This is a genomic window from Olivibacter sp. LS-1, assembly GCF_008245145.1.
Lineage (GTDB): Bacteria > Bacteroidota > Bacteroidia > Sphingobacteriales > Sphingobacteriaceae > Olivibacter > Olivibacter oleidegradans.
Genome location: NZ_CP041643.1, coordinates 1,434,261 through 1,459,784, shown reverse-complemented (window position 1 = coordinate 1,459,784; position 25,524 = coordinate 1,434,261). Strand labels below are relative to the sequence as shown.

At 38.5% G+C, this 25,524-nt stretch carries 22 protein-coding genes; all 22 read right to left on the bottom strand.

The genetic code is table 11. From position 1 onward, the window contains the following. Positions 1 to 341 precede the first annotated feature (341 nt). The 22 genes from FKG96_RS05985 to FKG96_RS05880 all read right to left on the bottom strand — a co-directional run bounded on the left by FKG96_RS05985 (position 342) and on the right by FKG96_RS05880 (position 25,524). Positions 342 to 1,439 (bottom strand): glycosyltransferase family 4 protein, encoded by a 1,098-nt coding sequence (locus tag FKG96_RS05985; protein WP_149105229.1) that lies wholly within the window; start codon positions 1,437 to 1,439, stop codon positions 342 to 344. A 42-nt stretch (positions 1,440 to 1,481) separates the two neighbouring features. Further along, positions 1,482 to 2,624 carry a hypothetical protein gene (locus tag FKG96_RS05980; RefSeq protein WP_149105228.1) on the bottom strand — a complete coding sequence of 381 codons (1,143 nt, stop codon included), beginning with the start codon at positions 2,622 to 2,624 and terminating at the stop codon, positions 1,482 to 1,484. Continuing rightward, positions 2,605 to 4,020: a lipopolysaccharide biosynthesis protein gene (locus FKG96_RS05975; RefSeq protein WP_149105227.1), complete on the bottom strand. Its 1,416-nt coding sequence runs from the start codon at positions 4,018 to 4,020 to the stop codon at positions 2,605 to 2,607. Before FKG96_RS05975 ends, FKG96_RS05980 begins: the two co-directional genes overlap by 20 nt. 79 nt (positions 4,021 to 4,099) lie before the next feature. Then, a complete protein-coding gene (locus FKG96_RS05970) occupies positions 4,100 to 4,849 on the bottom strand; it encodes an SDR family oxidoreductase (RefSeq protein ID WP_149105226.1) in 750 nt (249 codons plus the stop codon). Then, the gene (locus FKG96_RS05965; protein WP_149105225.1) at positions 4,834 to 5,757 is read right to left on the bottom strand and encodes a Gfo/Idh/MocA family protein; all 924 of its coding nucleotides are present in this window, start codon (positions 5,755 to 5,757) and stop codon (positions 4,834 to 4,836) included. Before FKG96_RS05965 ends, FKG96_RS05970 begins: the two co-directional genes overlap by 16 nt. Before the next feature lie 9 nt (positions 5,758 to 5,766). Beyond that, positions 5,767 to 6,495 (bottom strand): cytidylyltransferase domain-containing protein, encoded by a 729-nt coding sequence (locus tag FKG96_RS05960; RefSeq protein WP_149105224.1) that lies wholly within the window; start codon positions 6,493 to 6,495, stop codon positions 5,767 to 5,769. Next, on the bottom strand, positions 6,492 to 7,139 hold the full coding sequence (locus FKG96_RS05955; RefSeq protein ID WP_149105223.1) for a transferase: 648 nt from the start codon (positions 7,137 to 7,139) through the stop codon (positions 6,492 to 6,494). The genes FKG96_RS05960 and FKG96_RS05955 overlap by 4 nt, the downstream gene beginning before the upstream one ends. Further along, positions 7,136 to 8,182 (bottom strand): nucleotidyltransferase family protein, encoded by a 1,047-nt coding sequence (locus FKG96_RS05950; RefSeq protein WP_149105222.1) that lies wholly within the window; start codon positions 8,180 to 8,182, stop codon positions 7,136 to 7,138. Before FKG96_RS05950 ends, FKG96_RS05955 begins: the two co-directional genes overlap by 4 nt. Beyond that, entirely contained in the window at positions 8,169 to 9,281 is a 1,113-nt protein-coding gene (gene neuC, locus FKG96_RS05945; protein ID WP_149105221.1) for a UDP-N-acetylglucosamine 2-epimerase, read from the bottom strand. The genes FKG96_RS05950 and neuC overlap by 14 nt, the downstream gene beginning before the upstream one ends. Beyond that, on the bottom strand, positions 9,278 to 10,306 hold the full coding sequence (gene neuB, locus FKG96_RS05940) for an N-acetylneuraminate synthase (protein WP_149105220.1): 1,029 nt from the start codon (positions 10,304 to 10,306) through the stop codon (positions 9,278 to 9,280). Before neuB ends, neuC begins: the two co-directional genes overlap by 4 nt. 6 nt (positions 10,307 to 10,312) lie before the next feature. Further along, the gene (locus FKG96_RS05935) at positions 10,313 to 11,455 is read right to left on the bottom strand and encodes a LegC family aminotransferase (RefSeq protein WP_149105219.1); all 1,143 of its coding nucleotides are present in this window, start codon (positions 11,453 to 11,455) and stop codon (positions 10,313 to 10,315) included. Positions 11,456 to 11,457: 2 nt separating this feature from the next. Then, on the bottom strand, positions 11,458 to 12,645 hold the full coding sequence (locus FKG96_RS05930; protein ID WP_149105218.1) for a UDP-N-acetylglucosamine 4,6-dehydratase: 1,188 nt from the start codon (positions 12,643 to 12,645) through the stop codon (positions 11,458 to 11,460). Positions 12,646 to 12,672: 27 nt separating this feature from the next. Then, on the bottom strand, positions 12,673 to 13,962 hold the full coding sequence (locus tag FKG96_RS05925; RefSeq protein ID WP_149105217.1) for a nucleotide sugar dehydrogenase: 1,290 nt from the start codon (positions 13,960 to 13,962) through the stop codon (positions 12,673 to 12,675). 35 nt (positions 13,963 to 13,997) lie between these two features. Continuing rightward, the gene (locus FKG96_RS05920) at positions 13,998 to 14,972 is read right to left on the bottom strand and encodes an SDR family oxidoreductase (protein WP_149105216.1); all 975 of its coding nucleotides are present in this window, start codon (positions 14,970 to 14,972) and stop codon (positions 13,998 to 14,000) included. A gap of 13 nt (positions 14,973 to 14,985) precedes the next feature. Then, positions 14,986 to 17,355 carry a polysaccharide biosynthesis tyrosine autokinase gene (locus FKG96_RS05915; protein WP_149105215.1) on the bottom strand — a complete coding sequence of 790 codons (2,370 nt, stop codon included), beginning with the start codon at positions 17,353 to 17,355 and terminating at the stop codon, positions 14,986 to 14,988. 5 nt (positions 17,356 to 17,360) lie between these two features. Continuing rightward, a complete protein-coding gene (locus tag FKG96_RS05910; protein ID WP_149105214.1) occupies positions 17,361 to 18,161 on the bottom strand; it encodes a polysaccharide biosynthesis/export family protein in 801 nt (266 codons plus the stop codon). A 341-nt stretch (positions 18,162 to 18,502) separates the two neighbouring features. After that, a complete protein-coding gene (locus FKG96_RS05905; protein WP_149105213.1) occupies positions 18,503 to 20,185 on the bottom strand; it encodes a capsule assembly Wzi family protein in 1,683 nt (560 codons plus the stop codon). 42 nt (positions 20,186 to 20,227) lie between these two features. Beyond that, entirely contained in the window at positions 20,228 to 21,925 is a 1,698-nt protein-coding gene (locus FKG96_RS05900) for a capsule assembly Wzi family protein (RefSeq protein ID WP_149105212.1), read from the bottom strand. Between the two features lie 109 nt (positions 21,926 to 22,034). Further along, positions 22,035 to 22,943 carry a glycosyltransferase family 2 protein gene (locus FKG96_RS05895; RefSeq protein WP_149105211.1) on the bottom strand — a complete coding sequence of 303 codons (909 nt, stop codon included), beginning with the start codon at positions 22,941 to 22,943 and terminating at the stop codon, positions 22,035 to 22,037. Positions 22,944 to 22,948: 5 nt separating this feature from the next. Next, positions 22,949 to 24,019, bottom strand: a complete 1,071-nt coding sequence (locus FKG96_RS05890) for a lipopolysaccharide biosynthesis protein (protein ID WP_149105210.1) — start codon at positions 24,017 to 24,019, stop codon at positions 22,949 to 22,951. A gap of 78 nt (positions 24,020 to 24,097) precedes the next feature. Further along, complete coding sequence (locus FKG96_RS05885) at positions 24,098 to 24,913, bottom strand: glycosyltransferase (RefSeq protein ID WP_149105209.1); 816 nt, start codon at positions 24,911 to 24,913, stop codon at positions 24,098 to 24,100. 20 nt (positions 24,914 to 24,933) lie between these two features. Further along, complete coding sequence (locus tag FKG96_RS05880) at positions 24,934 to 25,524, bottom strand: DapH/DapD/GlmU-related protein (protein WP_149105208.1); 591 nt, start codon at positions 25,522 to 25,524, stop codon at positions 24,934 to 24,936.

Sequence of the window (25,524 nt, the reverse complement as noted above, 5' to 3'; positions counted from 1 at the left end):
CTAACGTTTTTGTAAATGAAACAAGCATAAACAAAAAAATTAATCCCTCCAATTATCATGAAATAAAGTTCTTCCGATTCTAGAAGTTCACTGAAATAAACCGCACAATATGCCCATAACCACTGGCTTTTAAAATAGTCAAAAAAATCTATATAACCTTTATTGATTAGGAAAAAATAACTTCTTGATACATTGTAAATATTTTGCTGGACATCTTGTAAAACAAGCGGGTCTTGTATATATTCTGCCAATGGAAACGTACATGTCAAATAGGATAACGCTATAATACCTATTAGTTTTAAATCAATATTCAATTTCCTTACCCGCATATTCGTCATTTACTATTTTGCCAACAAAGATAACCATTGCATGACAATGTTTCTTACAGAGAACTTTGTTACCTCTTCCCTTGCTGAATAGCTGAAGCGATTTCTAAGGGACGAATCTTGACTTAAAAGCAATAATTTATCTACAAATTCATCATCATCTCCATTCCTGATTAAGAATCCGGATTTTTTCGAAATAACCTCCCCTGGTCCTGTTAAACAGTCGTAGGCAATTATCGGCAATCCAAACGATTGCGCTTCTATTAATGTCATAGGTAATCCTTCGAAACGAGACGTCATTGCTAAAAAAGCAGCATTTTCATAGTATCGTTTGATGTGTGCAGTATTCTCTATCCATTCGACGGAACTGCCAATACCTAGTCTCATGCTTTGCTCCTTCAGTTTATCAGCTTCAGGGCCACTGCCAATAATTTGCAATTTCCACAATCCATTTGGCCGTATTCTTTTAAAATCACTCCAGATTTTCAATAGTCGATCAAAACCCTTTTGATATTTTAGACGGCCAACGGCAATTACAGTTGTAGATTCTTCCTTATATTTATTATTAGAAATAGGAAAGGGTGATGGGTTATTGATACTAATGATCTTGGCCCGAACTTTTAGATTAGTTTTCCATAATTCGACGTCTTTCTGTGTAAGAACAATGATCGTATCTGCAAATCTTGCAGCAAATTTTCTCAGATAAACCCTCATTTTCTTATTGAGGCTAACGGTAAAGTTAAAATGCTCCCACACAAATAACTTAATCCCCGTCATACCTATGATTTTGGATACAAATACCGAAAGTAGAAAGATGATTGACATGACTTCAACAGCTATTAGTATATCGATCTTATATTCCTTTAGTGAAGACTTCAATCGCTTCGCCAAAAGGAAGTATTCACCCTTCAAGTTATTAATATTCAAATAAATAATATTGACCTTAGGCCCGATCTCAAAGAAGGACTCTTCTGCCTGACTGTTGGTAGTTATAAGGAAAACCTGATGGTCAGAAAATTCGCCTATCCCATTTGCAACTGCAATACAAGCTCGTTCGGTACCTCCAGACCTTTTAAAATCACCTAAATAAAAAGCTACCTTCTTAGTATTCATTTTTCCTTATTTCTATTGGCTCCACAATATTGTGTATAATAACTACTCATTCAACAATGACAATAAATTGTCCAGTATAATTTCAAAATTTGAACGCCTATCACTGGATGACTTTACGTACACTTCTTCCAGAAAAGCTCTATATCTCCTATTGTCAACCTTTGGTACATTTAGGAGGTTAAATTCCGAATCAATATTATACAATCCCGCCCCTAGCTTTTCACATGCTTTCTCCATCCGTCTATAATATCCTCGGAGGGTTTCGGTTTTTAACATTTCTTCAAAATAAACGTATAAAAGCGGTTTTTGTGCTAAAAGAGCATAACTGATCGATAAACTTCCATGTGTAATAACCAAATCGGAATCCTTTACTAAACGGGCAGTAGCTTCTTTTATAACTATACGATTACCATACTCATTATTATAATTTGCTTTTGGATGGCTTGCGATTATAATTGGCTTATTATAAAGCCTCTCTATGTTATCAAAAAAAGAGCACATTTTGCTATAGTATACGTCCTCGTTGACTGTTTTTTTATTTAAGCGCTTAAGATCTGGATGGCTTGCAAACATCACATCCAAAAAAACTATGTAAGGCCCATTTACCAATGGCTTTTCTGCATGTAATAACAAACACTCATACTCTTCTACATCAAAAAAATCTAAGGAAACTGTTTTTACATTGTTTGCTGGCTTACTATTTCCAGTCAAAAATAGCAGATTTGGTTGAGAGACGTCTGCATTTTTATTTAAGTATAACAAATTCAATTTATTCCATAGAAATTTCACGTCAAGCGTTTTTCTTAGTTGTTGGCTCGTGGTTGGCAAGTCTGCAAAGGCTGCAACTGGATTTTGATAATAATTAATACGACTCCATTTTAAGCCTTGCTTACCAATGGCCTTAAACAAGGAAAACGTACTTATCCTAAAAAAAATCTCCAACACTATAACCGTCGTTTTATTCTCTAATTCACTTATGGCCAGAAGCAACGAGCGGTAATCACAAAACACTCTGACAACGCTATGATTACTTTGATAGGAATAATGAACGTGCTTAGAATAATCAAGTGCTTTACTAACATCCCAATATTCAACATTCACGCCGTGTTGAAGAAACTGGTCTAGATAATAATGCTGTCTTTTTCTTTCGGAAAAAGGCTCATGATCAATGATTACTATTTTCATGCTTTTTATATGTTAAATACATACCTGTTAGCCCAGCAAGTAAAATAGTGATAGCAATGCATATTTTCAACACCCAGCTAAATTCGACAGCCAAATACACGAATATTGTTAATGCGACTGTTATTCCCATCCAGAATAATGGATAGTGGTTAGTTCCCTTACTTTCTTTAAATTCTTTAATAAAAAATCCGGAATAACCCATATACATAAAAGATATGAATAGTGTGACAGCTGCTGACATACTCCCGTAGAAATAGATTAACAACAGATTTAATACGACGCTAAGGAATGCGGCAATGGTGGTAACTTTTAGAAGAGCTTTCGTTTTTTCAACGTAAAACAGTCTGTTATTTGCAGCAATATACATTGGCCTATAGTTGTACGCCATAATAATGATTATCGAAATAGGGTAGATATTTTCTAATCCTTTGCTTTTAATTACCAATGGTAACAACTCTTTTAGAAATAAACATATAATAGAGGTTGCAACTAAAAACACAATCGCTACCACAAAGTTCAATTTTCGTTCAGTATTCTTGTCATCCCTTTTATAAGAATTTAACAACAAGGGGCTTATTGCTTGGTTTGCAGCATATGTCGCTGACCCAAAAAGATTCCCTGGTACCTGAGCAGCATTATATTTACCGATACCGTCAACTGAGATCCCTAAAAACTTCATAATGACGCGATCGAAGCTGGTCAGTAAGTATGTGCTGTAAAAATGCGGGATTGTTGGTAAGCATACTTTCAGTTGATTTACTAACGTTTTTCTCTTAAAGTTATAAATGGGTTTAATACCTTCATGGTAATTAAGTGGAATAAAATAGCTGAATTGGTAAACCACTTGCGAAATGGCATTAGCCCAAAACCATCCCATATAACCCATTCTTAAATATTTTATAAAATAGACATTTAAGCCAACGGTCAGGCAACCAATCAACACACTTCTCATGGCTATTTGGAAGGGTTTTTGATTTAGTTGATAATATAAACTTCCAATATTGGTAGATGGTGCAAATAATATCAAAGGAATTACATTAAGCGACAAGATAGGAATGGTGTTTTCTTTAGCTTCTTCTGGTATAAAAGAAAAAATAATACATGCTATCAATATTGCATAGATATAATTCCAAAAAATTAAAAACCCATAGACTTGCCTCCATAACCATTTGTAACGATTAGGCGATCTGGTAAAACTATTTGCTAACGCAATATTTAATCCAAGTGTGGATAATACGGACACTGCTCCTACTACGGCTGTAATTATACCGAATACTCCATAATCTTTAGGAGAAAGAAAAGGAGTAATAAGTGGCAGCACGAGGACTTGGGCCACCTTAACAATTTGTGGCGCTAATCCATAAATTAGCGTATGTGAAAAAAGTTTTTTAAGCATTCACTTTCTTTAATTCTGCTCTTGGTTGATGAAACAATACTGTTTTATACGTTATTAGTCTATTCTTATATCTGCAGAGTTATATAGCTGTCCAACCACCGTCTACCATTAAATTGTGTCCAGTAATGTAGCTAGCATCATCAGAAAGTAAGAAAGCAATAGCGGGAGCCATTTCAGAAGGATTACCCAACCTCTTAAGAGGTGATTTTTCACTATACCTTTTTATGAAGGTTGGATGTTGATTTTTTTCATCTAGCACCCCTCCCGGAGACATGCAATTAACCCGAACATTAAACTTTCCATAATAAGAAGCCATATAACGGGTAAAATTCACTATTCCCCCTTTAACAGCTGCATAAGCCGCAGGGGAAGTCCCACCATACTCCTCATACAATGTAAAATCATTACCTACAACGCCGTAGATAGAGGCAATATTCACTATTGAACCATATCTTTGTACTTTCATTATTTCTAGGACTTTCTGGCAGATATAAAATACAGCATTCATTTGCATGTCTATATTTTTTTGCCAAGAAGAATAAGGAATGTCCTCAAATCTAAGAGCCCAGTCCATAGTTCTCGGATAGGCTAAATTTACCAAACCATCAATGCGCCCATACTTCTCCAATACAGTCTGCACTAAATTGTTGATATCTTCAACTCTAGTAATATCTTTTGTCAGAAACAGATCCGCTTTAGAGTCGAAATAGTTTAGGTCTACTGCAATAACATTCGCTCCTTGTTCAGCTAAATGCTTTAGCGCTTCTCTTCCTATTAATCCTCCAGCACCCGTAACGATAATTATCTTGTTTTTCAATCCTGCATACATAATTTTAAAACTGTGTTTGCTTCAGTAACGTCATTAAATCTCACTTTATTTGGTAAAATGTTATCTATAAAGAACTTCATCTGACTAAAATAGGTATCTTCAATGCTTTGCTCAGACTCAAATACGACTACACCGTTGAATTTTATTGTGTTTTCTAAGAGGTCAACTAAATAGGTTCCATCCCCAGTTACAACCTCCGCCGTTCGCTTACTATCTTTTCTATAGTAATTTAAAATTATCGAAACCGAAAAGTGAGAATATATCCATAAGTAATTAGCGTAGTCGTTGGCTGAGATATTTAAAGATGATTTGTTCGAAAAGTATGATCTCGTTATATCGGGAGGACCAAATAACCAATACACATAATCAAGTTCATGTATAAGATCTATATGAACCCCCCCCCCTAGCTCCCTTCTCGCGCTATAGACATTTTTATAATCTATACCTGGCCGCCAATTTGGCAAATAAGAACCACAGTAAACATTTACTTCATTAATGTTTGCATATACTAGCATTTTCTTAAGCTCAATTAGCGATTCGAGAAATCGTAAATTGCAAGCGACATAAGATGCAATTCCCTCCTTTTGCAAATCATTGACCAACTCTTCTGTTCTCTCGCTTATCGTTGAAAAAAGAGGCTTTTCAATAAAAAGGGGTTTATTATATTTCAATATTTTCCCTATTGTATCAAAATGCGCAGAAGTTGGATTCGAGATCAAAATGAAATCAATACTACTCATTTCAATTTCTGTTTCTGAAAATATCTCAAATACACCATTTACACTCTCATTTCTTACGGATGAATCAGCTCTTCTCAAAGCGTAAATTTCAACAGAAATATCTAAACGTTTCAAGGCGTCAATATGCCTTTTTGCTATTGAGCCTAGGCCAATAATTAGTACTTTCATATTTGTCCTTTAATTACCGATCTCGAAGTCTAACTTCTTATTCTCTAATAGAAAAGCCATAAACTCGAAATCAATTTGATGGTCAAGATCGAAGCATATGTGTGGGACTTCATAAACTAAACTTTGATCCGTAATTACGGTTTTATAATTCCCGTCGAAAAATTTTTTTTTAAATATATAAAACGACGCATTTAGCTCGTAAACGGTAGGTGCTGATTGCCGAGTCAAAAATGTCCCTTCCTTACAAAGCCCATAATATCCATCTGATCTTTTCTCAACCATGTTAAAATATGGATTTCTATTTGCTCGGCTTACAGAAAATAAATTCAAAGCGTTATGGTCATTAAATAAGGTCTTAATTGCCGTGGTCAGATCCTCTACTGTTCTTAATGGCGAAGTTACGTCCAAATCGGCGACAAAATCATAAGAGCATTTCATTAATTTTTCAGCATAGTTTGTTACATCAATGATAGCATCTAATTTACCAGCGTTATCACTCGCTAAAAATTCTGGTCTTTCGTAACTTAGGTTAACCGAAGGCAATTTCAAATCCAAGACAATAGACTTTATTTCATCAGAATCCGTAGACAAAAATATATCTAAATCATAGTGTTTTCTAAGTCTTTCAGCCATTTCAACCGAATAGGCAATCAATGGCTTATTATTAATAATTTTGATATTTTTACCTGGGATTCCCTTGGACCCTCCCCTTGCACAAATTGTTACTAAACCTTTCATTGCTTTAACTCTTTAAATATTAAATTTGGAGATTGTCCAAAAACAATTGTGTTTGCAGGCACATTACAGTCTTTCAAATAAGTGTTTGCAGAAATCCACACGTTGTTGCCAACTATACAGTTCCCTACTATTTTTGCATTAGAGAACATCTTGACATTATTCCCTATAATGGGATATTTCCCTTTATTACCACCGACGGTACAACCTTGCATTGCGAAGAAGTTATCGCCATAATTTGCTCTTCCGAGGACCATTCCCAAAGGATGTTCAAAGAAAAAAACCTCTGGCAACCGTACTTCCGAATAAATATCAACGGAATGTAGAATTTTATTTAGATAGTAAAATTTTTCCTTTAATTCATGTCCTAACAGAGAGAACTCTAAAGAATAGAAATACAAATAAGCAAGATATTGTCCAGAATGATTGGTCGAAAAAAAAGTTTTGTCCCTATTTTGGTAATACTTATTGTCAACTTTACAAAAACATTTCTGCAACCTGTCTAGAACATCTGAATGCTTTTCTCTTATTAATTTCATTTCCGATGAGCTTAATCGAAAAAAATTTCGCATACGCAAGTGCAAAATTTTTATTAGTCCCAGTTCATCATAATCACATAACAATCCGTTTTTTAAGATATGCGTCATAATTTTATGTGTTTAATGTCCTTTTGCGCCTTCTCAAAATCCTCATGCTTTCCGACATCTAACCAATAGCCAACGAGTGGATAAGAGACAACCTTCCGATTTTCTTTTATTAGTGTTTCCATCAAATCCGTCGTATTAAAGAAAGTTTCCTTTGGGAGATATCTAAGCATTTCCTTTTTCATAAGATAAATTCCCCCGTTGGAATAATATGTATAAGTAGGTTTCTCCTTAAAATTACGGACAATGCCTTCCTCGGTTTCCAATACAGCATAAGGGACATCCACATTGTAGGGTATAGTTACTACGGAGAAGTCAGCATCTTGCTTCAAAAAATCTAAGAAAAAGTGTTCATAATCAAGATTGGTCAATATATCAGAGTTAGTAACCAAAACATAATCGTGCACAAAATTTGTAATTTTGGAAACTGCTCCTATCGTTCCCAAGGGTTCGTTTTCCCAAATATATTGAATATTGACATTCCTATCTTTACCGTTCCCAAAATAGGATTCGATCTGCTCCCCTAGATACTTAACCGATATCCAAAAATCGTCAATACCGTAAAGCGTCAGACGGTATAAATTATGTTCCATAATCGGCTTATCTCCCACCTTCAATAAGGGCTTAGGTGTGATATCTGTTAATGGTTTTAACCGTTGGCCTCTGCCACCCGCCATAATGACTGCATCAACCGGAAGATAGGAGCGAACTTCTCTAAAATTAATAACATTAACGATCTTGTTTTCACTATCAACAATCGGTAGAATTCTAAAACTCCCTTCCCGATAGCTAATGATACGTTCTATATCCGCATCGCCTTTCTTTATATACTTGGGATTTGGCTGGATAATATCATCGACTGGTTGATCAATCGAATAGCCTTTTATTAAACCCCGCCTTACATCGCCATCAGTTAAAGAGCCGATAAGTTGATCATGCTCATTTACTACGAACATAATCGCATCGCTGGCTAAAACATCCAATTGGATCAATGTCGATTTAATGCTGGAACCACTTAATATTAAATGATCTCTATAGTTTCTCATAGGGATATGTTTTGAGAATATCGATCACCTGCTCAACGGCATGGTCTCGATAATATATATTAGTGCCGTTATAGTCCCCTTTTTCCAAAGCCAAGTTCATGGCATGCGCTATATCTTGAGCGTTAAAAGAGCAATTGATGGTATTTGCGCTTTGCGCCCTTCCCTTTTGTCGGTCACCCACATTAACAACGAACTTTCCAAAAGAAGCGGCCTCAATTATTCCACTGGATGTGTTTCCTAACAGACATTTGCAGTAGCGCATGGCCGCGAAGTAATTCTCCTTACCAAAATTCTCGATCAATTGAACACGTTCTAAATGATTCCTTTGGAATTTAATCAATGCTTCCCGAAAGATTGAGCCCATCGTATCTGCGTTTGGCATCGTGATTACCAAATTACTTTGATCTGTAAGGTGTGCCAACGCTTTAATCATCTCTTCTGCGTAGAGATGGTTCCTATTTTTAGAAACCGTTTCAGGATGAAAGGTGATCAATAAAAAGTCTCCATGAATATTATACCTATTTCTAAATTCATTTTCGGAAATGATTGGCATAGCCTTTATACCATCTAAACTTAGTGAACCTACACAGTGCACCCCCTCTTCCGTGCCCAAGATCTGTCCTATACGCTTTGAAAAGGGTTCTGCTGCCGTAAAATGTAATTTTGAAGCTAAGGTAATTTGATGACGATAGATATTGTCAATCGCACCAAGGGTTGTTTCACCACCATGAAAGTGGGCAAATTTAATGTTAAAAGGTATTCCGGCTTGAACGGCGGCCGACATTTCATAGCGGTCGCCCAAGCAGAGTACCAAATCATATTTATTTGCAGACCAAAAGTCAGCGAATTTTAAGCAGGTTAAACCATAAGCGGTAGCAATGGCATTTTCGTCATCATTGGTCAACAGCGAACTAACTGTTTTTACCTGCTCAAAGCCGTACTCGTAAATCCGGGCTAAGGTATAGCCATGATATTTCGATAAATGGGTACCAAAAGCAATGACTTCAAGATCAAAGAAAGGATCCTTCTGCACTCGCTCAAGCAGTGGAAGATAAATGCCGAAATCGGCACGGGAACTTGTTAGCACACCTAATCTCATGATAAATCATTCCAATTTAGCTTATCAAAAGCCTCTTTATTGTTAGCTAAAGCTCTACCTATGATTTTCTCCCAGTCCATTGACGAAATACCGTCTCCGGGACGTAAGGCTATGATGTCTTCTTCTCTGATAGTCTCGCCCGCCTTCATATCCCTTCTCAGATGAACACTTTTGCGTGCAACCGCTATATTCTTACGTTCACTATTGCTGGGAACTTTTCTTCCGGATCCTGCTACGGCTTGCTCAATATTACGTATCGCTTGTACCATGGCTTTCAACTCCTGAGGCTCTAGCGACGCTTTATGATCAGGGCCCGGCAAATTTCTATCCAAGGTAAAGTGCTTCTCTATTACCGTAGCTCCCAAAGCAACGGCTGCTATAGGAACTTCGATTCCCAGAGTATGATCGGAGTAGCCAACCTGCACGTCAAAAGCCACGGCAATTGTGTGCATCGCTTTTAAATTCACATCCTCCATTGGAGTCGGATATTCAGTATTGCAGTGCAATACCGTAATATTATCAAGTTTAGCGCCAAATGTGGTTAAAACTGTCAGTGCTGCTTCGATTTCACCTAAACTTGCCATCCCGGTTGAAAGGATAATGGGTTTACCCATTTGTGCAATAGCCCTTAAGTAGGGATAATTGGTAATCTCGCCACTGGGTACTTTAAATCGATCTAAGCCAAGTTGATTTAAATACTGAACGCCATCCACATCGAAAGCGGTGGAGAAGAATGCAATTCCTTTGTCTTTAGCATATTGCATTAATTGTTGATGGTCCGCATCACTCAACTCCAGTTTTTTCAACATATTAAACTGAGAATCATCTCCATCACCTATATTTCTTTCCTGGTAAGCCGCTTTTTTTGCTTTCGGACTCACAATAGTTTCTGCCTTAAAAGTTTGGAACTTGACATAATCAACCCCTGCATCAACTGCCGCATCAATGAGTTGAAAGGCTTTTTCTATCTCACCATTGTGGTTGACACCTGCTTCGGCTATAATTAAAACACGCTCTTTTTCCATTTTCAACTAAATAACACTGCTTGGTATGTTTACAATCCGATCCTCAAGGAAAACAGCATTCTTTTGTTCATCTCGCTGGCAATTAGCATACATCGGTAAACGGAACATCAGCTGCCAAATGGGACGCGTCATTACTTTTTGATCATTTGTCGCTCTCAAAAAGGCTTCTCGTTCCACTCTACTTTCCAATTCAACGCACATCAGCCAATAATTGGCTTTTGTATTTTCAAGCTCTGTTCGAAATTTTATGTTTTCCGTAGCAAAAAAGGATTTATAGTCTTCTGCCAATGCTCGCTTTGCTGCTATAAAGCCTTCCAATTGTTCCAGCTGAGCACAGGCAAGTGCCGCATTCAAATTCGGCATTCGAAAGTTGTAACCGAGTTCGTCGTGGAAAAACTCATAAGGATGTGGCTTTTTAGCAGTCGTTGTCAAATATTTCCCTAACTCGCCCAACGAAATATCATTTGTGACAATGGCGCCACCACCACCACAAGTAACCGTTTTGTTCCCATTGAAGGAGAAAATTCCTAAATGACCGAAAGCACCTGTTACTTTACCCTTATAGGTGCTACCGAGCGATTCCGCTGCATCTTCCACTATCGGGATATTCCATTTGTCGCAAACGCCTAATAACTCATCCAGATGTACGGGAAAACCAAACGTATGCATTGGCAAACAGGCCGCTATCTTTCTTCCTGTTTGCTTATTATAGCAACCATCCTCCCGAAGATCTCCATATTCCTCTAAAAACTGATTCAAGGCTCGTGGAGATAAGCCCATGGTATCTATGTCAACATCGACAAATACCGGAATGGCCCCATTGTATGCAATCGCATTGGCTGTGGCTATAAAGGTAAGTGCCTGCGTAATCACTTCATTCCCTTGTTTTACCCCCGCTAGCCGCAAAGCCACCTGTAAAGCAGATGTGCCGTTGACCACAGCAACTACTTTTTTGGTACCGGTTATCTGTTGCATCATCTCTTCGAAACGATCGACATAGGCACCAACGGAAGAAACGAAGGTTGAATCAATGGTATCCAAAAGATATTTTTTCTCGTTACCTCTAAACCGCGGCTCATGCAGGGGAATAAAATCCTTCGACTTATAGGTTTCTCGAATAAAATTGACGGTGTGTTCGAAATTTCTCATCGTTACATTTTCGCATCGAGGTATTTACCTGTTTCTTTGTGTCCAAAATCAGGAATCATTTGGAAAAACAAGTCTACTATTTGCTCCTTAGTCCACTTCCTAGCTACTCGCATTTCTTTGATCGCCTGGCTAAAGCGTTCTATTTTCTCTTGTTCGACGTATAGGTCATTTTTGATAACTCCCAGGTTTACAAAGCGGTCCATATCCAAGATTTCCTTCTCGGTAAAAAACTCCTCAAAGTCTTTCTCACCGGTGGTATCACTACCCGTAAAGAGGCATGGCCATTTCTTTTGCTTAGGTAAGGTGTCTACTAAAGTCCTTGCCTCCTCTTCTGTACTACATAATACCGGTTCAAAACCCAGGCCTTCTAAATATTTCACCGCAATATCTGCAAACGTAATCAGATGTAAACTTTCACTTAGCTTTGGAAAGAAAATATCCCTATTTTCACCTAAGAGGCAAGACATCAGACAAAGCTCACCGGATTCTTTCGGAATAACAAAATAACGCTTGATATCATTGGGCGCTACAATAGGCTGCTGCTTTTGTATACGCTGATTAAAGCCATGCAATAAGGATCCATCGGAAAAGGCTACATTAGCAAAACGGGCAGTTGATATACTGATTTCTTCGCTTCTTCGCATGAGAAACATTTCCATAATACGCTTGGACGCACCCATCATATTAACAGGATTGGCTGCCTTATCCGTCGAGACGCAGAAATATTTCTTTGTTCCTTTCTGAATGGATTGTTGGATAGTTTTGTCGGTATTAAAAACATTGACATCTATCATACGCATCAAGGTATAAGGATCTTTCTCACTACGTACATGCTTCAATGCAGATAGGTTTAATACATAGTCATAATCACCATCCGCTTCAATAAAAGCATCGTACTCGATAGACCCTATATCCAAGGCAAATGTTTGAAAGTCACCGTTGATATAGCCTAAAGAACTTCTAATGTCCCGTACCAGTTCCACCATGTTATTTTCACTGATATCAACCACATGAAGTTTTTGAGGATTTCGTTTAAAAATTTCTTTGGTAACCGCCTGCCCTATTGATCCCGCACCACCAATAACTAAGAACTTTGATTGGGATACGATAGATGCCAATTCCTTTTCGTGTCGATTAATATCATCAGTAAAAAGCTCTCGGTTTCTTCCAATTAAATTTAAAACATTCATCGTTATATTATTTTTGAAGCAGTGTTACTATAGCCGTCCATCTACAAGCTCTTTACTCAATACACCTTTTACATCATAAATGATTTTTGTTGGCTTGCAGATCTCATTAAAATCAAGCGAGTCAAATTCCTTATGGGCGACTGTCAAAATAACCGCATCAAACTCTTTTGCTCCATTAAGTTCATTAATGGACACGCACTGATATTCATGCGCTACCTCACTGGGATTTGCCCAAGGGTCATATACTGTGATGTCGAGATCATAATCTCTAAGTGCATTGATCACATCAATTACTTTTGTATTTCGGACATCTGGACAATTCTCCTTAAAGGTAATGCCTAAAATGAGAACCTTTGCACCTTTTACCGGTATATCCTTTTTTACCATCAACTTCACAAACTCATGTGCCACATATTCACCCATTCCATCATTTAACCTTCTCCCAGCTAATATAATCTCGGGATGATACCCGTGCTCTTGTGCTTTCTGTGCTAAATAATAAGGATCTACCCCGATGCAATGCCCTCCTACCAATCCAGGTCTGAAGGGCAAAAAGTTCCATTTAGTTCCGGCGGCCTCCAAAACTGCATGGGTATCAATTCCTAACTTGTTGAAAATTTTTGCCAATTCATTTACAAACGCAATATTAATATCTCGTTGTGAGTTTTCTATCACTTTAGCTGCCTCGGCCACTTTAATAGAGGGCGCTAAATGCGTACCGGCAGTAATGACTGATTTATATAAATTATCGACTTGTCTCCCCACTTCCGGGGTGGAACCGGATGTTACTTTTAGAATTTTTTCGACGGTATGTTCCTTATCACCCGGGTTAATCCGTTCAGGAGAATATCCTGCATAAAAATCCACATTAAACTTCAACTGGGATATCCGCTCTAAGACAGGGACACACTCCTCTTCGGTTACGCCGGGATATACCGTTGATTCATAAATAACAATATCATTTTTCTTTAGCACCTTGCCAACTGTTTCACTCGCTTTATATAAAGGTGTCAAATCGGGTCGGTTATTCTTATCTACAGGCGTCGGCACGGTAACAATATAAATATTGCAGTCTCGGATGTCCTGTAGTTCACAAGAACAGTATAAACCTTGTTCATGCGGCAGGCCACTAACTAACACCGATTGGAGCACGTCACTTGATACTTCTAATGTACTATCTTGCCCGGTATTCAACTCTTGCACGCGTTTACTATTGATATCAAACCCCACCACAGAGTATTTGGTGGCAAATAAACGCGCTAAAGGTAACCCCACATATCCAAGGCCAATTACGGCAATTTTTATAGGTGCTGACATAGATTTTTCTTTTTCTTCAAAATACCGTTATTTTTTTATTTTAGATTTTCCCAATACCATTTTACGGCCTCTTGCAAACCTTCTCGTATTCGATGGCTTGGTTTATATCCCAATAAACGTTCTGCCTTCTCAATACTTGCCAAAGAGTGAGGTATGTCGCCTTGCCGATTAGGACCATGCTTAATCTCGACATGCGCTATTTTCGGATCATACTGAGCCAAAAAATCCTTTAAATAGCCGGTGAGCTCATTTAAAGTTGTGCGATCCCCTACTGCCGTGTTATATACGGTATTTAATGCCTCTGTATTAGCAGTTTTGATAGCCAATTCATTCATTTGAATCACATTATCAATATAGGTAAAGTCTCTTGAATAATCTCCCGAGCCATTGATAAGCGGGCTTTCATAATTCATGAGTTGCTTTACGAATTTAGGAATTACGGCTGCATAAGCTCCATTTGGATCCTGGCGACGTCCAAACACATTGAAGTAACGTAATCCTATGCATTCCAGTCCGTAGGTCTTGCTAAAGATATCGGCGTACAACTCATTTACATACTTTGTAATCGCATAGGGAGACAACGGTTTTCCAATTTTGTCTTCCACCTTAGGAAGTGTTTCCGAATCGCCATATGTGGAAGAACTTGCCGCATAAACAAAACGCTTTACGCCGGCGTCTCTAGCTGCAACCAGCATATTTAGGAATCCTGAAACATTCACATCGTTCGATGTGATTGGATCCTTGATAGACCGTGGGACAGATCCAAGCGCGGCTTGATGTAAAACATAGTGAGCTCCCTCAACGGCTCTGCGGCAATCGTCCAGTACTCTAATATCTCCCTCTATAAGAGAAAAGGAAGGATTACTGAAAAAAGGGGCTATGTTGTGCTTATGCCCTGTTGAAAAGTTATCTAATACCCTAACTAAATACCCATTATCTAAGAAATACTCGGATAAATTAGATCCGATAAAACCCGCACCTCCCGTTATTAAGATGATCTCTTTACTCATTTTACGTATTTATCTATCCTCTTTTTAAATATTTTTTTAACCGTTCAAGCAAATTACCCTTCTCGTCCAATTCAGCTCCGTAGCCATAGCCGTAACCGTAGCCGTAGCCGTAGCCATAAGCATTCTCTTCTTTAGCATCGTTCAAAACAATGTTTAAATTTGGAATTTTGTTATTTTCATATACATCTTTCACAATATTCAATTGCTGCTTCCAAGTGTAATTGTAGCGTACCATGTACACACCCATATCTACTTGTTTTGCTAAAGTAAATGCATCAGCAACTTGGCCGACAGGAGACGTATCAACAATGACATAATCAAATTTTTCTTTTAATGTTCTGAATAGAACATCAATTTTAGGGCTTAATAATAATTCAGCAGGATTTGGGGGTATCGGGCCCGCAGAAATTACGAACAGATTTTCTACAAGTTTCGTATCTGCTATTAAATGATCAACCTCAAGTGACTGGTCGACTAAATAATTTGTAATTCCTTTTTTGGGTATAGGAATCTTTAAATCCTTGATTAATTTTGGCTTCCTGATATCAAATTCTAGTAACACTACTTTTTTACCTGTCAATGCCATGCTTGCTCCAAGATTAATACTAAAGAATGTTTTCCCTTCCCTTGTCATACTTGAAGTCACCAAAATTATCTTATTTTCTTTTCCGAGGGTGGCAAATTGTAAATTTGTTCGAATTAGTCTAAATAATTCAGCTAATGGTGTTCTTGCTGATTTTTGAACCACTAGTGTATGTTCTTCATCTTCGCTGTGTATTAACTCTCCAAGTATCGGAACTTTAACCGTGTTCTCCACATCACTCATTAATGTCACTCTATCATTCAAAAGATTTCTCACATAGAGAATTCCAATCGGAACACCAGCCCCCAGAGCGACTGCAAAAAGTAAGATCAATACCTTTCTAGGCTTCACTGGTGCATCACCTGCCATTGCAGGATCAATGATTCTTGAATTTGGCAATGTAGCGGCTAACGATATTGCGGATTCCTCTCTCTTCTGCAGTAAATAGGAATACAGCGCTTCTTTAATTCCTTGTTGCCGTTGGATTTCTAATAGATTGCGTTCTATAGAAGGAACACTTTGTATTCGAGATCGGAATTGACCTGAATTATTTTGAAGATTATTTAAGGTGATTTGTATACTATTTTTGATATTACTCAAGTTCTCTAATATGTTAGCCCTCAAATTAGAAAGTTGCTCATCTAAACTCTGTATCAGGGGGTTTCCCTCTTGCGTAGTACGCGATAAACGTTGGCGTTCTAATTGTAATTCATTAAACTTAGCGATCAAACCATTCAATGTAGGGTCTTGGATACTCAATGCGCTCGGTACCAAACCATTTTTACTGTCTTGTGCCCCCAAGTATTCTTCAATGGATTCTAAGATGCTTAATTGTGTTTGTGATTCAGCTAATTTTCGGCTATAATCACCCGCTTCCTGTAAATACTGCTGAGCTTCCGCGCTAACATTCGTAATTTCATGTTCTCTTTTATATCGCTCTACATTTCTCTCAACATCGGATAATTCCTTAACGAGGTATACTAATCTATCATCAATAAATTTAACGGTATTTGCAGCGATCTTATTTTTATCTTCGATCGCTTCTCTGTTATATAATTCCACTAATTTATTTAGAATATCAATTGCTTTTTCACGGTTAGCGGCTATCAAATTCAAGGAAACTACACTTGCGTCCTTACTGACTAATTTATAGTCAATAGCTTTATTATAGAAAGAAGCCAAGCGAGCTAAATTGTTAAATCTAATCCTATACTTGTCGCCCTGTTTATTTGTACCGTTAGTCGTAATAGTGAATTTGCCAAATGATGTAGTAATTTCCGAGCCAAATGTGTGTTTGCTAACTTGATCACCGTCATTTATTTCAAAACTATTATCAGCCACGATTTTCAATACCAGTTCATCTTCCGGCTCAAGCACAGCAGAATCAAGCTTATGTATTATAATTTTAATGGGCAATTCACTCCCATAAAGCTCCGTACTTCCAAAAGTCTCTTCTAAATAACAACTCGTTTCAAGTTCTAATTCTTTTAACACCCTTTGCATGAGCGTCTTCCCCTTTAGAACCTCTATCTCATTATTGATATTCTGATTACCACTAAATAAATCCAATTCGGAAAACGCTCCGCTGCCCATCTTAGGAGTCTTCTTATCATCTTGGATTAACAACGTAGTGCTAACACTGTACTCCGGCATAGCGTATTTCAAGTATAGGAAAGCGAGAAATATAAATCCAAAAAAAGAAAATAAAAATAATTTCCAGTGCCTAATATAATTGAGTAAAACCGCTTTTATGTTTATTTCGTTTTCTTCTTCTCGTTGTTTAGCTAAGGGTTCCTTCATATGCGTTATTCAAAAAGTCTTTGCCATATTAAAGCTAGGGCTGTTAAACTTGTTCCAGCTGCTGTTATTATTCGCAGAGTCCGATCTCCACTAGGATCTTTGTATTTTGTTGGTTCCACATAAACGACATCATTTTGTCGTAAATAAAAATAAGGTGAGTTCATAATATCCTTCTTACCCATGTCCAGTTTGATCATAGTACGCTCCCCATTTTCCTCTCTGATCAATAAAACATTTTCCCTTTTTCCAAACGGTGTCATATCACCAGCCATCCCTAAGGCCTCCAGAATAGTAACCTTCTCATTTGGAATGGTAAACGTTGATGGTTTAGCAACTTCTCCTATAACTGTGACCTTAAAATTTAAGAAACGTATATTCACAATGGGATCTTTCACATACTGTGTCAATTGCTTGACCATCTCCAGACGAGCCTCTTCCCGAGTCAAACCTAAAAGTTTTATCTGTCCAACTACAGGAAAGTTTATATTGCCATTTTTGTCTACTAAATAGCCTTCCGCTGATAACTGGTTATTTGCGTTGATATTACTATTTTCGCGCGTGTCAAGCGTTTGTAAGGCTCCGCTATTAAAAAGCACGTTCGATTCCGGATTTAATGTATTAACAGTGATACGCAAAATATCACCAGCTTGAATTTTTGTATCAGAAACATTAGGTATAGTTGATTTCAGTACCACAGAATCAGGTAGATCTTTAAAATAGCTTAAATTTTTCCTAGCTCCACAAGATCCCAATAACAGAAGGACTCCTGCAAGAGCGCAAAAAAGAATCCCAAATGAATTTCTCATATATTTAAATAAGGTAATAAATTATAAGCAATAAGTTATCAATAAAAAACAACATATGCCTCGTTTAAAACCGCAAATATGCAAATTTATTTTAGATAGTTGGTCTGATTGGAAAAAGAAAAGCAGATTACTTCCTTGTTGATTACAATCAATTGGCTGACTTTTATCTCCCATTTATTAGCTGTGTTAGGTACAAGAATTGTTTCAAAAAAATTGGCAAAACAAAAGCAAATATTACTTGCTTAATGAGTATTTATCATACGTGCACGATTTCTACATTCTTAACAAAACGTTTTTAATATAAGCTGCGCGACAACGTATTTTTGTTGCAAACCTTTTTTTCAAAAACGATACATTGCCCCTAGTTGTAGCTGAATATTACCACTATCTTTATTCTGAAAACTCCATAAATTCCGGCTTTCACCTATTCTATATTGATAATTATAAGCTTTTGTGAATATCAATCGGCCTGTAAAAATAAATTTTTTATAATCATAATTTCCATAAAATCCAAAATTAAAATCGACCCAGTTGCGTCTTCGATCGGCGATGAGATCGTAAAATAATGCATTGTGATGAACCAACCGTTCGAATTGGAAGCCAATTTGGCGTATTCCTCTCAACCAACTTACATTTAAAGTTTGCAAATTATTACCATAACCAATTCCGGCTCCTAATATTTGACCTAAGTTCGTATAACCACTCCTTACTATAGTATGCCCGTACATCGGACTTGTTAAACGCAATTCAACATTTTTTGACGGTTCTAATTGCGTTATTTCGAAAGCTACTTCAAACAGGTCTTTTTCATCTATAATCCTTACAGGAAACAGCTTCCTTAAGCCGAACATATAGGATCTGGAGTGATTCAATTGGACAGCCAAATCCCTTAGGTCATAAGATCGATCGTTACGCGCATATTCGCCGTAAATTTCGAACTGAGCTTCTGGTATCAGCCATCTGAAAAAGATGGACGCATTGACATCTTGTGCGGCTTGATCGGCTACATTATTAATATCTTCCGGATCAAAAATCTCGCTCGTCGAATTGGAAGGAAAAAAGGGTAAATAATCGCCTAGTTTATTTCCCATATCTTTATGGTTAACAGTGAATACCGTATTAAAGCCCAAACTAAGTCCGGGAAGCCATTTAGGTTGATATGACAAGGTTAAACCGGAAAAATAGCGCCAGTCATTAGGTTTCGGTCTATACAATTCATCATGATGATTCGGATTTCCTAATGGTGTAGGCGTAAATCCAGAATCTTCGAGTTTTCCACCTACCAACTGCCCTTCAAAGGACCCTATTGGTGTATGGATGGGACGGGTGGTATTAAGGGTAGCGTGTAGAAAACCGGGAGCATTATTACTCATCAATAAGCTATTTTTCATTCCTGGCCCCCACCATAAGCTCTCTGTGGAGATGCCGATAGAGATGGGATGAAAGTTGAGTCGAATACTGCTTTGCCCAGGAAAAAATCGTGTATACGAGTTGGTACCAAAACGCTCGGGGGCATCTATATGGTTCATATACCTATACCATTTCACCCAAGCATTTTCGTCCGCCCCTTCAAAACCTTCGAAATCACTATTCTGTGCGAAAACAAACTCCGGTCTAAACTGAATGCTCAAAAATTTATATTGCGCATACACCCCGGCGGAGGCCATGGTTTGATAACCTGCTGCGGGAATCATCCCCGCATCATTCCAGCCGTAAGGAAAATTGCTGTTAATCTGGTTTTGCCACACTAGGGGCATTAGCTGCACCATCCCCTTTCCATTCCGTGATCGATAAATGCTATTGCTATGCTCCTGTGACCCCTCAGGATCATAGATATTCGATTGCTTTAAGGCCTCATTGCTTAAAGGCCTTACGTTGAAAGAAATGGTAGAGTCGAGCTTGCCTAATAATTGCAGGCGACGGTAATAATCTTCTAATACCGGTGTTCCAACCGGAAGTACCTGCGCTTTTAAACTCAAAGTCGCTATTAAAAAAAAGACTAAAAGTATATTTTGTTTCTTCATGTGCATTCTTTACTGCTTCAAAAAAATATTGCTGACCATTGGCTAAAATCGGTACATCATGCCCAGCTGCCCCTGGAAATTGAACTTATCTTGTGGAATAAAATCCCAAAAAGTTCCACCGGGTTTTAACTTAATATCGTAATTGAAATTCAATCCGTTCATGAATTTCATCCGCGCAATAAAAAGAAAATTCTTATAATCCCATTCGCCATTTAAGGTGGCCGATAGATTTACCCAATTACGACGATAATCACCACTATAGGAAAGTAAGCCATAAAATAGGTCAGTTTGCTGCTCTTGCCGTTCTAACAATATTCCCAACTGCTTTAACCCCTTTAACCAACTAATCGTTAATGACTGTACATTGCTGCCGGGGCCAATACCTGCACCTAAAATTTGACCTAAATGGGTATAACCATGGCGCACCATGGAATTACTATACCAGGTCTCGTATTCGCGCACTTTATAAGTTCTGGTTTTATCTAACTGCGTAAATTCAAAACCAACTTGAAGGTGCTCTATTCCTCCTTTCATAGGCACTAATTTTCGGAAGCCTAGTACATAGGCTCTTGAATGATCCATCTCTACCATCTTATCGCGGCCATTCCAAGCGGGTTCATTGCGCCCGTATTCGGCATAAAACTCGGCTTTACCTTTCGGTAAGGCCCAACGAACGAAAAAGGAAGAATAGCGGTCGCGGTTACGTCTTTCTTCTCGGCTCGTTGGCCCATTCGCTGTGCTGTTTTTTGAGGATGGCCCCAAAAAAGGCAAATAGTCATTGAGACCACTTCCCATTGAGTCGCGGTACACAACAAAGCTCTGCGACACGCCCAGGGATAAGCCCGGCACCCACTTAGGCTGATAGGAGAAAATAGCACCACCTATATATCGCCAACTGCCAGGTTTTGGCTCGTACAAATAATCAAAATCCGTCGGCTGATCGGCTTGCCTTGGCGCAAAACCGGAAGCAGTGAGGCCGCCGGCAATCACCTGTCCTTCGAAAGAACCGATATTGCTCCGTATGGGTTTACTACTATTAACGGTAATATGTGGAAAACCGGGAGCTGTATTACTCATCAAGAGCGAATTATGAATCCCGGGGCCCCACCATAGATTTTCTGTACTGAAACCAACCGATACGGGATCAAAAGTAGCCCTGATGCTACTCTGCCCAGGAAGAAAACGGAAATAGCTACCGTCACCAAAACGGGTAGGCATATCGATATTATTGTAGAAATCATACCAAACGCGCATCGCATTTTCGCTACCGCCCGTAAAAATAGGGTAAGATTTATTTTGCGCATATACTATCTCTGGCCTGAATTGAATGCTTAAAAACTTATACTGTGCATAAAACCCGGTACTAAAAAGAGTTTGATAGCCCACATTGGGAATCATGGGGCCATCGTTATAACCTGTCGGAAATCCACTGGTATATTGATTTTGCCAGATAATCGGTAGGATCTCAACGATTCCTTGTCCTTCTTTTTTCCAAACAATGCTATGAGAACTCCCATTTAAGCTATCAGGCCAATAAATATCTCGTACACCTAAAGCACCAGCGCTTAGAGGGCGTATGTTGAACGAGATGGTTGAATCTACTTGCCCCAGCAATTGCAAACGTCGATAATAATCGTCTAATGCTGGAGTGCCCAATGGAAGTCCTTGTGCTTGTGCTTGTTGATAAAAACTACTTAAAAAAAGAAGCGAGAAGGTTATGTTGTATAGAAATGTTCTCATTTAGTGCATTTTTGTTATGCTTGTGAAGCTGCTCTCTCTTGCAGCAAAAATTATGCTAATTCTTTTTTATCTTTCTAACGAAGGAAATAAGCAGATCCGCTACAGCCTGTTAACTAAAGTGCTGGCCTTTTACTTCGGTTAGTGGCAGCAAAAATCCATCCCAAATTGCTTTCCACAACATTTTCCGTTGTTTATTTTGATAATGTTTAAATAAGCGCAAAAAGTCAATACCGGCTTTCATTATTGCTTTTAGTTTACGTAGTCCCTCCATGTGTTTACGGATGAAAAAAATACGATTTCTGTTTATATAGTAGACAAAAAAAGGTGAACGCTGCCCACCCGTCAGCGAGCTCTCTTTATGTAAAATCACTAAACTAGGCATATAATAGATTTTATAACCTAATTGTGTCGCTCTAAATATTAGATCGGTATCTTCGTAATAAGCAAAATAACGTTCGTCCATTGGCCCCACTTTTTCCAAGACTTCTCTTGCCAATAACATAAAAGTTGTAGGCCCATAGTTTACATAATGAGCTTGATCATATTGCCCTCGGTCTTCTTCGCCGGCACCGATATGCACCGTTACGGCCGTAGCAGTATTTAAATGGGCCCCTGCCATGCAGATTTTCCGGCTGTCATAAAAGAGCATTTTGGGGATTATAATCGACTCTTGATCAGCCCTTGCTTTTTGAACCAAATGCTGCAATAAGTTAGGTGATACAAGCTCAATATCATTGTTTAATAGGAGTATATGGCTATAATGCTTTTGTAAAGCAAGTTCGATACCCTGGTTATTACCTTTGGCAGCCCCGTAATTGGCGGGATTTTTTATATGGGTATAAGCAGGAACGGGATAAGCAGCTAGTAATGTTTGCAATAATTGGTCACTTGTAGCACTGGGAGAATTGTCGATTAAATAGAGATGATATTGCTTAAAACTTTGCAGCGAAAGCGTCTTAAAAAAACCTGTTAATACGGCATCACTCTTATACAAGACAGTTACAAGCGCAATCTCCATAGCTTTTAATGGATTGATTTTAGCAAAACGCGCGCAATAAGCGCACTAGCCGTTAAAAATACCAGAAGAAAAGCGCCGATAAGGGCTCCTTTTATAGGCCCCATGACATCGCTCTCAAGGGGTAAAATAGGCCGATCAATAATCTGTAATATGGGCATCTCTTTTCGCAAACTAATTTTGGCGAGCTCCTGGTTTTTAACTAGCTCTTCTAAAATCGCTGAATTCGCTTGCACATCTACCCGCCGTCGTTGGGAGGAAACACCTAATTGCTGTAAAGCTCTGTTTGGATTAGGATTGGCATCTGTAGCAGCTGCTACCCCTCCAATAGCCGCATATAGTTCTTTCCGCACAGAATCTACTTGATGCGTGAGAATATTAAGGTTATCCTGTTCTTTTTTTGTTTTAGTTTCTACATAAAAGTTCATGACCCGATGAATGAGCTGTTCAGTAAATGTTTTCGCAAAAAGCTCATCTGTGCTTTTGGTGCTCACTTGAATAATATTCAATTTTTTATCGGGCTTTACCACCGTCAAGCTTTTCTTAACGATATGCCTGTACAATACTTGGATTAAGCTATCTTGAAGTGAATTTCCTGACGGCAAAGCCGTAGCAGCAAAAGAGAAATCTTTTAGCTGGGATTCTTCGTCCCAGTCAGCACGAAAGCCACTTGCCATAGCGTATCGATTGGCCAAAACTACTTGTTCTCCTTCTAAGTCGACTTTGCTTAATAGCGTCTGGCTGATCATTCGTTGAGAACGAATAAATTCTAAAATATTATCGCCTTGAAATAGACTGCTACTTTCCCCAACGCCTCCTAAATCAATCCCAAATTGCGATGCGATGCCAGCGTAAGCGCTGAGGCCACCTCCTCCTCCTCCTTGCTCGGCCAGGACGAAACTGAGGGATGCTTTATATTGGTTTTTTTTAAAAAGAGCATAGCAAATGCCGATGACGCTTCCGATTATTAAAGCACCAACTAATAGAAGCCATTTATTCTTTACATAGGCAGCTACCTCTTTACCTTTATGTACCAGCTCATGCAAGGTTAGCTGATTATCTTGGTTTGTTTGGTTCATTCGCTATTTTCTATGATGATATATTGTACTATTAGTAATCATCGACTAGTCAATTATTCCCTGCGAAGATAACGCTTTTTACTTTTTTCCTGTTAATTTCTTCAAGGTCTCTTGATTGATCTGCTTCCGTTCTCGATCAAATAGCCAGCCCCATTTGTTGAAATATTGAATAGCCGACTTCATATGCATGCGAAGAACCTTGCTATTATGATACGATTCTTTTTGATAGCCATGGCTGATGGATACATGGGGATAAAAGACGGTACGAGCAATATGCCCAATACGCCGTACCAGATCTACATCTTCCAGGTAGAGAAAAAAACGAGTATCAAAACCACTTAAGGTTTGCAACACGTTATTACGAACAAACATAAAGCAGCCGGATAGACATGGTATATCGGCGATTTGATCGTATTGAAAAAATGATAATTCGTATTGTTCGTTCAACTGCCTTGCCCAGCGTCGGTTTGGTGCGAAACGACGACCAAATAAGTTAAAGGGTGTAGGCAATAACTTACACAGTCGCTGCAATTGTCCATTCTTGTATAGAACTTTTGGCATCACGAGGCCTATATCCGGATGTTGATCCATAAATGCCGTCAAGTGTTCTATCACACCTTTATGAAAAGCGATATCCGGATTTACAATTATATGATAGTCCGACGCCATACAACGTTGTATGGCCAGATTATGTGCGGCGCCGAAACCGATGTTTTCGACGTTGGAGATATACTCGATCCGTTCATTATTAGCTAAGCTTCGAAAATTATCCTCCGTTGAATTATCCACTAGATATACCTTATTGATCAAGGGGGAGGAAAGGCAGCTCCGCACAGCTTCTTGAACCTCTAAAGGATCATTATGATAGAGAACGATGGATGCCGTAATTGTCATGTTGTATTATCAGATGCACTTTAGGCCAGCTCCCACCGACCGGATTCTAAATTGAATTTTTTATATAATCGAGCCGGGTTGCCCATCAGCAGCGAATAGGAGGGAAAGGATTTTGTGACCACCGAGCCTGCCCCAACAACGCACCCCTCGCCTAAAGTTACCCCCGGCAAAATAACCACATTTTCGCCTAGCCAACAACGATTACCTATATGCACAGGTCTGGACCGTAAGGGCCGGTCGATCGGCGCAGCCATCATTTCGTGGCTATCGCATTGATTATCGAACGAGCCGTGATTATGATCAGTAATAAATACTTTACTGGCAATGAGTACCTCGTCACCAATTGAAACCTGCTCCACGGCACCGATATGAACATAATCATTTAATTGAACCCGTTTACCAAACTGAATACAGGTATCTATTTTTTGAATAGGTAAAGCCTCTAACCTGCACCCAACGCCTGTGGTAAGACCTTCACCTAGATCGATGTGACGAGCGTTACGAATCTCAAACGGAAACCGTATGATACGAGCTTTCGGATAAAATAGCTTTGTACGAATCAAATGTATTAGCAGCTTGATGCTGCCTCCAAAACCATATTTTTTCAGCAT

What these genes read in the sequence shown, in the direction of transcription:
- FKG96_RS05895 (WP_149105211.1), bottom strand. Translation starts at nt 22,943, where the DNA reads ATGGAGATTGCGCTTGTAACTGTCTTGTATAAGAGTGATGCCGTATTA.
- FKG96_RS05965 (WP_149105225.1), bottom strand. Translation starts at nt 5,757, where the DNA reads ATGAAAGTACTAATTATTGGCCTAGGCTCAATAGCAAAAAGGCATATT.
- FKG96_RS05905 (WP_149105213.1), bottom strand. Translation starts at nt 20,185, where the DNA reads ATGAAGAAACAAAATATACTTTTAGTCTTTTTTTTAATAGCGACTTTG.
- FKG96_RS05885 (WP_149105209.1), bottom strand. Translation starts at nt 24,913, where the DNA reads ATGACAATTACGGCATCCATCGTTCTCTATCATAATGATCCTTTAGAG.
- FKG96_RS05935 (WP_149105219.1), bottom strand. Translation starts at nt 11,455, where the DNA reads ATGAGAAATTTCGAACACACCGTCAATTTTATTCGAGAAACCTATAAG.
- FKG96_RS05930 (WP_149105218.1), bottom strand. Translation starts at nt 12,645, where the DNA reads ATGAATGTTTTAAATTTAATTGGAAGAAACCGAGAGCTTTTTACTGAT.
- FKG96_RS05890 (WP_149105210.1), bottom strand. Translation starts at nt 24,019, where the DNA reads ATGAACCAAACAAACCAAGATAATCAGCTAACCTTGCATGAGCTGGTA.
- FKG96_RS05910 (WP_149105214.1), bottom strand. Translation starts at nt 18,161, where the DNA reads ATGAGAAATTCATTTGGGATTCTTTTTTGCGCTCTTGCAGGAGTCCTT.
- FKG96_RS05925 (WP_149105217.1), bottom strand. Translation starts at nt 13,962, where the DNA reads ATGTCAGCACCTATAAAAATTGCCGTAATTGGCCTTGGATATGTGGGG.
- FKG96_RS05985 (WP_149105229.1), bottom strand. Translation starts at nt 1,439, where the DNA reads ATGAATACTAAGAAGGTAGCTTTTTATTTAGGTGATTTTAAAAGGTCT.
- FKG96_RS05880 (WP_149105208.1), bottom strand. Translation starts at nt 25,524, where the DNA reads ATGCTGAAAAAATATGGTTTTGGAGGCAGCATCAAGCTGCTAATACAT.
- FKG96_RS05980 (WP_149105228.1), bottom strand. Translation starts at nt 2,624, where the DNA reads ATGAAAATAGTAATCATTGATCATGAGCCTTTTTCCGAAAGAAAAAGA.
- FKG96_RS05920 (WP_149105216.1), bottom strand. Translation starts at nt 14,972, where the DNA reads ATGAGTAAAGAGATCATCTTAATAACGGGAGGTGCGGGTTTTATCGGA.
- FKG96_RS05900 (WP_149105212.1), bottom strand. Translation starts at nt 21,925, where the DNA reads ATGAGAACATTTCTATACAACATAACCTTCTCGCTTCTTTTTTTAAGT.
- FKG96_RS05950 (WP_149105222.1), bottom strand. Translation starts at nt 8,182, where the DNA reads ATGAGAAACTATAGAGATCATTTAATATTAAGTGGTTCCAGCATTAAA.
- FKG96_RS05970 (WP_149105226.1), bottom strand. Translation starts at nt 4,849, where the DNA reads ATGTATGCAGGATTGAAAAACAAGATAATTATCGTTACGGGTGCTGGA.
- neuB (WP_149105220.1), bottom strand. Translation starts at nt 10,306, where the DNA reads ATGGAAAAAGAGCGTGTTTTAATTATAGCCGAAGCAGGTGTCAACCAC.
- neuC (WP_149105221.1), bottom strand. Translation starts at nt 9,281, where the DNA reads ATGAGATTAGGTGTGCTAACAAGTTCCCGTGCCGATTTCGGCATTTAT.
- FKG96_RS05975 (WP_149105227.1), bottom strand. Translation starts at nt 4,020, where the DNA reads ATGCTTAAAAAACTTTTTTCACATACGCTAATTTATGGATTAGCGCCA.
- FKG96_RS05955 (WP_149105223.1), bottom strand. Translation starts at nt 7,139, where the DNA reads ATGACGCATATCTTAAAAAACGGATTGTTATGTGATTATGATGAACTG.
- FKG96_RS05960 (WP_149105224.1), bottom strand. Translation starts at nt 6,495, where the DNA reads ATGAAAGGTTTAGTAACAATTTGTGCAAGGGGAGGGTCCAAGGGAATC.
- FKG96_RS05915 (WP_149105215.1), bottom strand. Translation starts at nt 17,355, where the DNA reads ATGAAGGAACCCTTAGCTAAACAACGAGAAGAAGAAAACGAAATAAAC.